Annotated in this window: 12 protein-coding genes; 4 read left to right on the forward strand and 8 right to left on the reverse strand. The window is 60.7% G+C overall.

Annotated elements, in window-relative coordinates; translation table 11 throughout:
* Position 1: 1 nt before the first annotated feature.
* The 5 genes from ACYQ1P_RS13320 to ACYQ1P_RS13340 form a co-directional block, all read right to left on the reverse strand.
* Positions 2–1,375 (reverse strand): type II and III secretion system protein family protein, encoded by a 1,374-nt coding sequence (locus tag ACYQ1P_RS13320; RefSeq protein ID WP_460020824.1) that lies wholly within the window; start codon positions 1,373–1,375, stop codon positions 2–4.
* A gap of 11 nt (positions 1,376–1,386) precedes the next feature.
* Entirely contained in the window at positions 1,387–2,238 is an 852-nt protein-coding gene (gene cpaB, locus ACYQ1P_RS13325; RefSeq protein WP_460020825.1) for a Flp pilus assembly protein CpaB, read from the reverse strand.
* Complete coding sequence (locus ACYQ1P_RS13330; protein ID WP_460020826.1) at positions 2,235–2,747, reverse strand: A24 family peptidase; 513 nt, start codon at positions 2,745–2,747, stop codon at positions 2,235–2,237. Before ACYQ1P_RS13330 ends, cpaB begins: the two co-directional genes overlap by 4 nt.
* A gap of 165 nt (positions 2,748–2,912) precedes the next feature.
* On the reverse strand, positions 2,913–3,095 hold the full coding sequence (locus ACYQ1P_RS13335) for a Flp family type IVb pilin (RefSeq protein ID WP_460020827.1): 183 nt from the start codon (positions 3,093–3,095) through the stop codon (positions 2,913–2,915).
* Positions 3,096–3,377: 282 nt separating this feature from the next.
* Positions 3,378–3,560 (reverse strand): Flp family type IVb pilin, encoded by a 183-nt coding sequence (locus ACYQ1P_RS13340; RefSeq protein WP_460020828.1) that lies wholly within the window; start codon positions 3,558–3,560, stop codon positions 3,378–3,380.
* Between the two features lie 191 nt (positions 3,561–3,751).
* Here ACYQ1P_RS13340 and ACYQ1P_RS13345 point away from each other — a divergent pair, with 191 nt between their 5' ends.
* Together ACYQ1P_RS13345 and ACYQ1P_RS13350 are read left to right on the forward strand one after the other, a co-directional pair.
* Entirely contained in the window at positions 3,752–4,468 is a 717-nt protein-coding gene (locus ACYQ1P_RS13345; protein WP_460020829.1) for a rhomboid family intramembrane serine protease, read from the forward strand.
* A 105-nt stretch (positions 4,469–4,573) separates the two neighbouring features.
* The gene (locus ACYQ1P_RS13350; protein ID WP_460020830.1) at positions 4,574–6,019 is read left to right on the forward strand and encodes a pilus assembly protein TadG-related protein; all 1,446 of its coding nucleotides are present in this window, start codon (positions 4,574–4,576) and stop codon (positions 6,017–6,019) included.
* Here the strand turns inward: ACYQ1P_RS13350 and ACYQ1P_RS13355 are convergent.
* The 3 genes from ACYQ1P_RS13355 to ACYQ1P_RS13365 all read right to left on the reverse strand — a co-directional run bounded on the left by ACYQ1P_RS13355 (position 5,996) and on the right by ACYQ1P_RS13365 (position 9,254).
* Positions 5,996–6,997, reverse strand: coding sequence for a peptidoglycan DD-metalloendopeptidase family protein (locus ACYQ1P_RS13355; protein ID WP_460020831.1), 1,002 nt, complete (start codon positions 6,995–6,997; stop codon positions 5,996–5,998). The two genes, ACYQ1P_RS13350 and ACYQ1P_RS13355, sit on opposite strands and share 24 nt — an antisense overlap.
* A 35-nt stretch (positions 6,998–7,032) precedes the next feature.
* Positions 7,033–7,911 (reverse strand): formyltetrahydrofolate deformylase, encoded by an 879-nt coding sequence (purU, locus tag ACYQ1P_RS13360; protein WP_460020832.1) that lies wholly within the window; start codon positions 7,909–7,911, stop codon positions 7,033–7,035.
* Positions 7,912–8,039: 128 nt separating this feature from the next.
* The gene (locus tag ACYQ1P_RS13365; protein WP_460020833.1) at positions 8,040–9,254 is read right to left on the reverse strand and encodes a 6-phosphofructokinase; all 1,215 of its coding nucleotides are present in this window, start codon (positions 9,252–9,254) and stop codon (positions 8,040–8,042) included.
* 181 nt (positions 9,255–9,435) lie between these two features.
* On the opposite strand from ACYQ1P_RS13365, the gene ACYQ1P_RS13370 reads away from it, so the two are divergent.
* Both ACYQ1P_RS13370 and ACYQ1P_RS13375 read left to right on the forward strand, forming a co-directional pair.
* Positions 9,436–11,127, forward strand: coding sequence for a tetratricopeptide repeat-containing sulfotransferase family protein (locus ACYQ1P_RS13370; RefSeq protein WP_460020834.1), 1,692 nt, complete (start codon positions 9,436–9,438; stop codon positions 11,125–11,127).
* Positions 11,128–11,181: 54 nt separating this feature from the next.
* A complete protein-coding gene (locus ACYQ1P_RS13375) occupies positions 11,182–12,375 on the forward strand; it encodes a hypothetical protein (protein ID WP_460020835.1) in 1,194 nt (397 codons plus the stop codon).
* The last annotated feature ends 1 nt before the right edge of the window (position 12,376 follow it).

Genomic DNA, 12,376 nt, shown 5'->3' on the forward strand with positions numbered 1-12,376 from the left:
CTCAATCCAACTGGAAGCCAACCGGACCAATCAGCGAATGACCGCCGGTGGTCACGGTAACCGGCGCACCGGTCTCGGGATTGCGCTTGTGGGTGCCGCCGACCAGCATCCGTTCCGTATCGCTGGGCGCGTGGAAGCCGTCGGTCGGCAAAGCCAATTTGTGTTGGGATACGGGTGCAACGATATAGGGGGTGACGATAATCACCAACTCACTCTCTTCGCGCTGGAAGCGGTCAGACTGGAACAGGCGGCCCAGCATCGGAATATCGCCCAGACCGGGAAATTTCGAAATGTCATGGGTGACGTTGTTTTTCAGCAACCCGGCGATGGCGAAGCTCTGACCACTGCCCAGTTCGACGGTGGTTTCGGCCCGCCGGGTGGTCAGGGCGGGGACGGTCAGGGTCCCGGTTCCGACCGGAATGGTCACCGCGCCGGTGGACGACAACTGACTGACTTCCGGGCGTACGTGCATGCTGATCCGGTCGCTGCCGACCAGGGTCGGGGTAAAAGCCAGGGAAACGCCGAACTTCTTGAATTCAATGACGATACGGTCGGTGCCCTGGGGCACCATGATGGGGAATTCACCCCCGGCCAGGAAACTGGCGGTCTCGCCGGACATGGCGGTCAGGTTGGGTTCCGCCAGCACGGTCACCAGCCCCTCCTCTTCCAGGGCGTCGAGAACGGCGCTCATATTGAACGGTCCGGCGCTTCCGGAGAGATTCAGGGTATGTTGGGTGACGTTGGCGGTAAACGGATTGGTGGTCGCCAAGCCGATGGCCATGCCGCCGATATTGCCGAGCAGACTCCAATTGATCCCCAATTGCTTGTCGATGTCGCGCGACACCTCGGCCACCCGAACCCGCAGATTCACCTGGTTGGGGGCATTGACGCCGATCCGGTTGATGACTTTCTTTTCGTCCCCGGCAAAACCGACGGCCAACCGGCGCAGATCTTCCGCCGTCGAGGCCGAACCGACGATGCCGCTCATGACGATGGAGTCGTTGACGCTGGAGACCGTCACCTCGAGTCCCGGATGCAGGCGGGTGATGGCATCGCGCAGGCCTTCCAGATTATGGTTCACCCGCACATCCATGTTGACCAGGACCTTTTCCGCGTCATCCACCGCATACAGGGTGGTGTCGCCCGGCTTGCGGGCCAGCAGATAGATCAGGCGCGGCGATTTGACCTGGATGTCGGCAATCTCCGGATCGGCGATGAACACCGTGGCGGCCGGGCGGGCCAGACGGATCAGACGCCCCTTGTTCAGTTCCAATTCCACCAGGCGGTCGGAGACCGAGACCAGTTGCGCCGCCGAGGCTTCAACACCCAGAAGGATCAACATCAGCAACAGGAAAATCTTGAAAAATGCGCTCATGTCCCCCTCCTCTAAAAAGCTGCTGTTTCGGATTTGGAGCCGCGCAGCACATGCACTTCCCGACCGCGCCCACTGCCCCCCACCACACCAAACAATTGGGCGTCGAGGGTGTAGCCGGTGCGTGCCAGGGGAACCAAAGGCTGGCCGTCCTCATCCTGTCTGGCGAGACTGCGCAAACTCAGGGAGATCGACCCCATTTCCAGGGCCAGGGCAATTCGCTCGGCCTGATCGGCGGAGACTTCGACGGTGGCGGTCTTGGCCACATTGACCGTGCCATCCACTTGCTCGACCTTCTGGTCGATGGCCAACACGCGCACGTCTTCCTGCAAGGTGCGGGTGGCGAAGCGCCGCTGCACATCGCCATCGCCGCCCTTGCTCTGGAACTTGACGGTCAGCAACAGGTCCACCCGATCACCCGGAAACACGAAACCGGAAATGCCCGAGGTGGCGGTGACCGGCACCGAAACCGCCCGTTGACCGGGAGTCAGCACGGCGGCCAGGAAGCCCCGCTCACCGGGATGCACCACCTGGGCGGACAGGATCGGCTGTCCCTGGGCGATGGAACTGCGGGCCACGGCCCCTTCGAAATGCGCCATTTCCACCTTGCCCTGCACCGAATAAGCCTCGGTCAGGCCGCTTTCGGGCCAGGCCTGCCAGGTCAAATGATCCGGCTTGACGAAGGTTCCGGCGGGGATGGCATCCTTGGCCACCAGCACGTTGACCGCTTCGGTGGTCTGTTGCTCGATCACGGTTTGCGGCGACAGGGCGGCTTTCTGGGCATTGATCCAGCCCCGGGCAAACAGCGCGGTAAAGGTGGCTATGCCGAGCGCGGCAACCAGCAGAATGACGGTGCGCAGGGTCATGACAGGCCTCCCTCGATCAATTGCACGGCCACGGCCAAGGCGCCAACGGCGATGGCCAGTCCATAGGGCAGAACATCGGTCATCATCTTGTCGCGCAACCCGGCCCAGCCGACTTGCTCAAATCCCCAGGCCAGCACCAAGCGGGCCGGAGACAGCAGGAACAGGGCCATGACGCCACCGGCCAAAGCGGTCACCACCAGCAGGTCGAGGATCAGCGGCGGTCCGGCCCACAGGCTGGCGGCGACCAGCAGTTTGACGTCGCCACCGCCAAGCAGACCAAAGGCGAACAGGGCGAACCCGACGGCGAATACACCCCCGGCGACGGCCAGGGACCAGACCCAGTCCACCGGGGAAACAGACAGCCACACATGCACGGGATAAAGCACAAGCACGGCCACCGAAATCCAGTTGGGAATCCGGTAACGGGACACGTCATGCCCCGCCGCCACAAGCACCAGGCTCAGAAACAGGACAATCATGAAAAAGTCGGGGGTCAATGACATCGGCATCGGGGTCTCTCGGGGTCAGAGGTTTGCCGGAAAAGGATTCAATGAAAGGAATGAGGCTCCAGAATTGATAACGAAAATCGCCCTTGGGGGCTCATTCCGGGCGATGCTCCTGGGGGATCGGGGTCGGGCAGGAGCATCGCCGCGGAAATGAGGAGTGCTGGACGATCAGACGCCGCCGCCCACGGCCGTCTGCAACTGACCGGAAACCGATGTGAACATGGCGGACAGGGAGCCCCCCATGGCGGTCAAGGCCCCAATGGCGGCCACGGAGACCAAGGCGGCGATCAGGCCATATTCAATGGCGGTGGCGCCGGAGTCATCACGGAAGAATTTGCTAAGGGTTTTCATATCTACCTCCAAAAAGGATTCTGGTAACCATTTGGTTACTGTTTATATTTTATAGGCAGAATACTTGATACTCGAATCTATTATTTAGGATCAACATTGTTTTTTATTTGAATACATAAAGAATAAAAACCACATAAAATGCCATGTATACTTACAAAAAAAAGCCTCGCAACTCGCGAGACCTTTTTGGAATGTTTCTTCGAGGAGGCGCTCCAGGGGATCGGGGGATCGGGTGCGGAAGCACGGGAAGGAACGCCTCCTGAAGAAGGAAGACAGCAGAGATCAGACGCCACCTCCGACCGCCGTTTGCAGCTCACCGGAAACCGATGTGAACATGGCGGACAGAGAGCCACCCATGGCGGTCAAGGCTCCAATGGCGGCCACGGAGACGAGGGCGGCGATCAAACCATATTCAATGGCGGTGGCGCCGGAGTCATCACGGAAGAATTTGCTAAGGGTTTTCATGTCTACCTCCAAAGAATGTTCCGGTAACCATTTGGTTACTGGATAAACGATAATTTCATATTCCATATTTTGCAAAATGTTTATTTGCTGTTACTTTTGGATAAAAAATGAATACATATTTACCTAAAATTTATTTGAATATCTTTCATTATGCTATGGTGAGGCAACGAGACGATCCCAAAGGTCCAGCCATGATTCCCCTGAAGGACGACACGCCGAAAATCCTCAAACCCGCCGTCGCGGTGGCTTTGATCGTTGTCTGTGTAAGCGTGTTTGTCTGGCAATTGGGTTTGAGCGGGCAAAAAGAGCATCAGGCAGTCTTTGCACTCGGATTCATTCCCGGCGTGTTCTTCGACGGTCGCGCCCTGCCCCCGGAACTGAGTCTTGTACCCTGGCCGGTCACCCTGCTGACCTACCAGTTCCTGCATGGGGGCTGGTGGCATCTGATCGGCAACATGCTGTATCTGTGGGTGTTCGGCCCCAGCATCGAGGATGCCATGGGCCACAGGAGGTTCTTGGCCTTTTATCTGATCTGCGGCGTCCTCGCGGCGGCTGTGCAGGGGGCCGTCGCCCCGACATCCCAATGGCCGATGATCGGCGCCAGCGGGGCCGTTTCCGGTGTCCTCGGCGCCTATATCATGCTCCATCCCCGGGCCAACATTCTGGTCCTGATTCCCATCGTGATCATATTCTGGACCGCCCGATTGCCGGCACTGATCGTCCTCGGATTGTGGTTCCTGCTGCAATTCGTCAATGCCACCGGCGGCGACGGCGGCTCGGAGGTCGCCTTCTGGGCCCATGTGGGCGGCTTCATCGCCGGGATGGCCCTGATCCACTTGTTTCGCAAACGCCCGCCCGCGCCCCCTCCTGGGCGTCGGCACCGACTGATTCCAGACAGTGGGATTTAACTAAAATTTTCCACAACTTTTTACTTAACTTATTGATATATAATTATATTGAAGCCGTGCTCCATAAGGCAAAAAATAGTCACTCTCTTTGTGTGGGTGGCGATCATGAGCCTGTGGAAAAAATTTCTCGGCAAATTATGGCACTTCGGACGCGACCTTCGGGGCGGCAGCGTGATTTTTCTCGCCTTCGCCATTGTGCCGCTGGTCGGCATCGTTGGCATGGCGACCGATTCCTCACGCGCCTTTCTGGTCAAGTCGCGACTGTCCTCGGCCCTCGACGCCTCGGCCCTGGCCGGAGGACGCAGCTACTTCAAGACCACCCGAGACGCCGAAATCAACATGTTTTTCAAAGCCAATTTCCCCGATGGATACATGAATGCCACGGTTTCCGGCCCGGTCATCACCGTCAATGAGGAAGTGCAAAAACTGACCCTCAGCGCCGCTGCGGTGGTCCCGACCTCGTTCATGCGCCTGCTCGGATTCGAGACCGTGACGGTGGAAGGGTTCGCCGAAGTGACCCGCCAGATGCAGGCCCTCGACGTAGTGTTGGCCATCGACATGTCCGGCTCCATGGGCAACTACACCGGTGGGGTGACGCGCATCACCGCCGCCCGCAATGCCGCCAACGACCTGATCGACATCCTGTACGGCAATAGTTCCAGCAAGGATCTGCTCAACATTGGGCTGGTGCCCTGGAACGGCAAGGTCAACGTCATGCGCAATGGCGAAACCTTTAACGCCGCATCGACCACCACCCAGGCGGTCTCCAGCTTCATCAACCCGGAAACCGGGGTCTCTCAATCGCAGGTGTTTCTGGCCAACAATTCGCCGGTACCATTGCTGTCTGCGCCGCCCTCCAACTGGAAGGGCTGCGTGTTCAACCGCTATCTGCATGACGGGCTGGACGACAATGACGCCGACGTATTGGACCCGCCGTCGATCCTGCCCAATGGCGAATGGGAGGCCTGGCAGCCCATCGGCCCGGAAGGCGAACCGGTCTCGGGCGGTACCTGCTCCATGTCGTCGGGCTATAGCGAATGCACGCCCTGTCTGAACCACGGCATCACCGAACTGCAAAAGGACAAGGCGACCATCCAGGGCGCGGTGAACGACCTGCTGTATCCCAACGGGGTGACCAACATTCCCGGCGGTCTCGGCTGGGCCTGGCGCGTTTTGACCCCGGCCTCCCCCTTCACCGAAGCGGTGGCCGATCCCGACTACAAATTGCAAAGGGCCATCGTGCTGCTGACCGACGGACAAAACGTGGCCGGTTATGGGGATGGGTACAAGGCCGTCTTCGGCACCAGCGGCGCGGCCCAGGACGCCATGGACGCCCGACTGCTCGATCTGGCAAACAACATCAAGGCCAGCGGCGTGATCATCTATGTGATCCAATTCGCTTACGAAAACTCGGATCTGCAAGTGCTGTTGCAGCAGGTGGCCAGCGGCCCCATCTCCCCCTATTACCACTACGCTCCCAACGCCGACGCCCTGACCGCCGTGTTTCACGAGGTGGCCAACGACCTGTCAGAGTTGCGTCTGTCCAAATAATGGGGAGGGTACCGCCGCCACCGCCTGGGGCAGGTATTTCAGCGGGTCGATGGCGGTCTTACCCTTGCGCAATTCGAAATGCAGCTGCGGCTGGGTGACCCCGCCCGACGAGCCGACACGGGCGATTTTCTGACCCTTGGTGACCTTGTCGCCGCGCTTGACCAACAGATTCTGATTATGGGCATAGGCGGTCACCCAGCCCTTGTCATGCTTGACCAGCAACAGGTTGCCGAAGCCCTTCAACTCGTTGCCCGCATAGACCACGACCCCGTTTTCCGCCGCCTTGACCGGTGCGCCACGCGGCGCGGAAATATTGATGCCGTCGTTGTGCAACCCCTTACCCTTGCTCCCGTATCCGGACAACAAGGTGCCGTGCACCGGCCAGATGAAACTGCCCGAGCGTTGCGGCGGCGGCGTTTCGACGGCCCGGGGTGCCGTCGGGGCGGTCCGGGTGATGGTGACCTTTTGCCCCGGCTGCGGGCGGGCTTCGGGGACGCTCTTGAGGCTGGGCGGACGGGATGCCGTCACCGCCGCCACCCGTGTCGGCGCGGGCACCTCCCCCCCACTGGGCAGGGCCAGTTGCTGGCCGGGAAAAATCACATAGGGCGGACGCAATCCGTTGAGTCGCGCCACGGTCGCCAATTCCGTATCGTACATGCGGGAAATGCCGCCCAGGGTATCGCCGCGCACCACCGTATGCACGGCGACCCGCGGCAGTTTCAGCCATTGACCGATGGCCAGCGCATAGGGCGGGCGCAATCCATTGGCGTCGATAATCGCCCGCATGGGCACCTTGTGCCGCCGGGATATGGCATAGACCGTATCGCCGCGCGCCACTTTCACTTCCGTGGCATGGATAAAACCCGCATGATCCACAGCGCCCATGGCCCGCACGGACCGGCGCGGCTCCATATCGACGGTGCCGCAAGCCCCGAGCAGCAGCAATGCCGCCACGCTTATGAAAGCTGAGAGTCGCATAACTCGATTATGCCCACCTCAAGGTTACCCGACAATTAAAGGACGACCGTCTTGATCCCGTTGAGAAACACTCTTTGTTCCGCATGCAGGCGCACCGCCTGCGACAACACCTTGATTTCGATGTCCCGACCGATGGCAATCAGATCCTCGGGATAATCCCGATGGCTCACCGGCTCCACCGCCTGGGCAATGATCGGCCCTTCGTCCAGGTCCTCGGTCACGTAGTGGGCGGTCGCCCCGATCAGCTTCACGCCTCGGTCATGGGCCCGGTGATAGGGCTTGGCTCCCTTGAATCCGGGCAGGAAGGAATGGTGGATATTGATGCAGCGGCCGCGCAATTGGCGGCACATTTCCGGCGAAAGAATCTGCATATAGCGGGCCAACACCAACAAATCCGACTTGGTTTCCTTCATCAGGCCCAGAACTTGCGCTTCCTGCCCCGCCTTGTCGCCATTGACCATCGGCAGATAATGAAACGGAATGCCGCGTGACTGGGTGTTGGGGCGCAGGGACTGGTGATTGGACGCCACCGCCGTCACCTCGATGGGCAAGGTCCCCTTGCCGCTGCGATACAGCAGATCCTCCAGGCAATGGTCGCCCTTGGAGACCAGGATCAGGGTGCGGACTTTTTCCGCCTCGTCATGCAGCGACCAGAACATGTCGAACGTCTTGGCCACCTCGCGGGCAAAGCGGTTCTGAAACGCCGGACGCCCGTGCTCGCCGACCAGTTCGAACACCGTGCGCATGAAAAAGCGACCGGTGGAGCGGTCGTCGAATTGCGAGGAATCGAGGATATTGCCTTCCACATCGGCAATCAGCCGCGCCACCGAGGCCACGATACCGACGCGGTTCTCGCACGACAGGCGCAGGACCAGTCGTTGATGGCCATTGCCGTTGCGGGTCTCGCTATTCATCGCCGTCGTCCTCCAGGAAGTCTCAATCAGCGGCATAGACCACAGCAGACGCGGAAGATCAAGCCTTGCCAAGCACAACGCCCCGCTCCTGGGAGGGAACGGGGCGTTGGTTTTGTATGATCGCGGAATTAGCCGAGAATCTTGGCGACCTTGTTTTCCTGCGACAGGTAGGCCACCGGCGTGATGTTGGAGCCCAGCAACGGCACGATATAGCGCATGAATTCCTGGGTGACGCCGTTGCCGGCGGCATTGATGAATTCATCGGGCATGACCTTGGTCTTGGCGGCCACATCGGTGAGCTTGTCGAGCACGAAATCGACCCGGTATTCGCCAACCCGGCGAATGGTCACGGTGCCGCTGCGGTCCAGGTAGTGGGCGAAATTCACCGCCCGCTGACCAACCTGACGGGCTTCCCGCTGATCCACATCGGACACACAGCCGAGGAACGAGCGTTGCATGTAGCCCAGGGTATCGGCCCGCACCCGCTTGATGCCGGTCTTTTCCTTCACCGCGTCGGCCAACAGATCGCCCAGGGCACCTGTGCCAGAGAGCTGCACGTTGCCGTGAGCGTCCTTTTCCACTTCCTTCATCAACTGGGTGATGATCGGATTGCCGGAAGCGTCATGAATGCCTTCGGAGACGGCGATCACGCAACGACCGTGCTTGTCATAGGTGGTCTTCACGTCGGTGACGAACTTGTCCATGTCGAAGGTCCGCTCCGGCAGATAGATCAGGTGCGGCCCATCGGCGGCATTCTGGGTCAGACCGGCGGCGGCGGCGGTCATGAAGCCCGCATGACGGCCCATGACGATCCCTAAGAAAACGCCCGGCAGCGCCTTGTTGTCCAGATTCAGACCGGCAAAGGCGGAGGCCACATAGCGGGCCGCAGACGGGAAGCCCGGGGTGTGGTCGTTGATCACCAGATCGTTGTCGATGGTCTTCGGCACATGCACGCAGCGCAGGTTATAGCCGCTCTTGTCGGCTTCCTCGGCGACGATCCGGCAGGTGTCGGAGCTGTCATTGCCGCCGCAATAGAAAAACGACTCGATGCCATGCGCCTGGCAGACCTTGAAAATGTTCTTGCAATACTCCAGATCCGGCTTGTCGCGGGTCGATCCCAGCGCCGAGGACGGCGTCGCGGCAACCATTTCCAGATTGGCGTCGGTTTCCTGGGTCAGATCGAGAAAATTCTCATCGACGATTCCGCGCACCCCATGCAGGGCACCGTAGACGCGCTCCACTCCGGGAATGCGCCGCGCTTCCTGCACCACGCCCACCATCGACTGATTGATCACTGCGGTCGGGCCACCACCTTGGGCGACCAGTACTTTACCCTTCAACATGTTTGGATCTCCTCCCCTGTGAGAGATACGGAATGAGTCAGGCCCTTGACCGGCCTTATTTAGATTTTGCTGTTATAAGCTATAGGATACGGTCTCGTCCAGCCGCATCGGCCATGAGCTTTTCATGACATCCGATAGGGTCTAAATAGAAGCAACAAAAAATAATCGGAGTTCCCCCTTTATGCCCGACCGTCCCCGTCCGCTGCGCAAGCTGTTCGAACAGGCCCAAAAGGCACTGGCCAGGGGCGCGTCTGGCGAGGCCCTGCGTCATTGCGTCAAGGCTCTGGGCAGCGCCCCCAATGATCCGGAAATACTCAATCTGGCCGGAGTCGCCTGTTGCCAACTGGCCGAAGCCAAGGTGGAACAACGGATAAAACGGCTTGATGAGGGCATCGGCTATTTCCAGCGGGCCGCCATCTATGCCCCGGAGTGGGTTCTGCCCTACTCCAGCCTGGGGCATGCCTGCCGCGAGCGGGGCCGACCACTGGCCGCCGAGAAGGCCTTCGTGGCCGCGCTGGCCCGCGCCGCCGACGATCCGGCCACCTTGCTGGGACTGGCCCAAGGTCTGATCCAAATCGGCTGCCCGAAACAGGCCGAACCGGTGCTGCGCCGCATCGCTTCGCAGCAGAAAGTCGGCCCATCGGCGCGCCTTGCCCTGATCGGGTTGCTCGCCGATACCCGGCGTCACGACGACGCCCTGGCCGAGGCCCGGCGGTTGGCCGAGGATTTCCCGGATTGGGCGGAGGCGCATTTCCGACTCGGGGAGATGCTGGCCGAGGCGGGCGACTTCGATGCCGCACGGCAGGCCATGACCATCGCCTTGCATCGCGACCCCCGACATGCGGTGTGCCTGCTGCGGCTGGCCCTGATCACCCGTTTTGCCGAGGATGACTCCCTGATCGCGCCGCTGCGGGATCTGGCCGAGGCACAAAATCCGCCGCAGATCCGTTCCCCGGCCCTGTTCGCTCTGGGCAAGGCTCATGATGATCGCGGCGAGGCCGATCTTGCCATGGCCTGCTGGACGGAGGCCAACGCCCTCTATCGCCCTCAAATCGGCTATGACGTGGCCTCCGACATGGACTACATGGAGCGCATCGAGGCGGCCTTTCCGGCCGAGCGGATTCAACGGTTGGCCGCCCTGGGCAGCCCGTCCGACGCGCCGCTGTTCATCGTCGGTTTGCCGCGTTCCGGCACCACCCTGGTTGAACAGATTCTGGCCCGCCATCCCGAGATTACGGCGGGGGGCGAACTCGTGGAATTCGAGCGCGCACTCTTGCGAACGCTCGAACAATCGGGGATCGACCACCCCTATCCCAAGGGCTTCGAGAGCTTTCCCGACTCCGGCTGGCTGAGTCTGGCTGAAACCTATCTTGAGCGGGCGCAACCGGAAGGCAGCCGTCGCTTCACCGACAAACTGCCGCTCAATGCCCTGCATCTGCCCCTGCTCGCAATCACCTTTCCACGCGCCCCGATCATTTATTGCACCCGTGACCTGCCCGATGTGGGGCTGTCGCTGTTTCAGCAGATGTTCGCCCGCGGCAACCTGTTCAGCTACGACTTGGCGGAAATCGGAACCTACATGGCCCGCTTCAGCCGTTTCATGGCGCATTGGTCAAGCGCCCTGCCCGGTCGACTCGTTCGCGTGGACTACGACCAGTTGGTCGCCGACCCGGCGGGCCAAAGCGCCTTGCTTTACCAACGCTGCGGCCTGGAGGGGACTCCGGCGGAAAAGTCCCCGCAAGGCCCCATTCGCACGGCCAGCCAGTGGCAGGCCCGGCAAAAGGTCTTCACAAGTTCCAGCGGTCGGTGGGAAAAGTACCGCGATCATCTGGCACCGATGTTGACGGCATTGGAGAACGGGCAAAATATGTAATGCCATAACAGACGGAATCATGCGATGATTCCGCCGCATTGGAAAGGGGGAGCCATGACCACCATTCATCACGCCCTGGTTCTCAATCTGCATCAGCCCTCCGGCAATCTCGAGCATCTGCTCGATGAGGCCAACTGGGAGGCGCGTGAAATCCTGTTCTCCATGGACCGCATTCCCCGCGCCCTGTGGGGCTGGGAGGATGTGGGCCGGGTGCATCTGTCGCTGTCGGGCACACTGCTCGAAACCCTGTCCAACGCCGCCTTCCAGGAACGGGTCTATGGAATGGTCGACTGCGGGGCGCTGCTGTGGCACCTGCAAAACGAAAAGATCATCAATATCCTCGGCACCGGCTTCTATCACCCGGTGCTGCCGCTGATCCCCGAAGCCGATCGCAAGGAACATCTGGAACGCTGGAAGGGGCTGGCCGGGCATCTGTTCTGGCGTGACAGATTCAATGGCTTCTGGCCGCCCGAGATGGGATTCTCCATGGAACTGATCCCGCTGCTCAAGCGCATGGGCTATCGCTATGTGCTGGTGGACAGCGATCATGTATCTCCGGTCGGCGACCCCATGTCCTGGCAGGATCTGCGCTATCGCCCCCATGTGGCCCGTTTTGAGGGGGAAGAAATCGTTGTCGTGGTCCGCGACCGGGACCTCTCCGACGCCCAGGAATCGGGCATGGATTTCGGCTGGTTCGAAAACGAACTGGTCGAACGCACCCGCTGGTGCGATTTCGAACCGCTGGTCACCACCTGCACCGACGGCGACAACGGCGGCTGGTTCCGCAACACCACCTGGGGGTCCAACTTCTGGGGGGCATTCTATGAACCTCTGATGGAATCAGCGCGCGCCGACAAAGGCCCCATCCGCCCGACCTTCATCGACGACTATATCGACCGCTTCGGCACCCACGGCGAGGTGAACGTCGGGACCGGCGCCTGGAACACCGGCTGGCATCATGGGCACGGATTCTTGCAATGGACCGGCTCCGAGGCCCAGAAGGCCGCCCTGGCCCGACTGCCGGAAATCAGCAAGAACATTCACGACGCCCGCTGGACCACCTACGAAAAGGGACTGCAAGACCCGGCCCTGCATCGGGAATTGGAAGAGGCCATGTGGCATCTGCTGCGCGCCGAGACCAGTTGCAATGTCTATTGGGGCGAGGCCTGGGTGGCGCGCTGCGAAGCCGACCTGGATGTAGCCCTGTCGCACCTGAAACAAGCCGACAGCCTGATCCATCCCGAATGAC

The organism is Magnetospira thiophila (assembly GCF_054657015.1).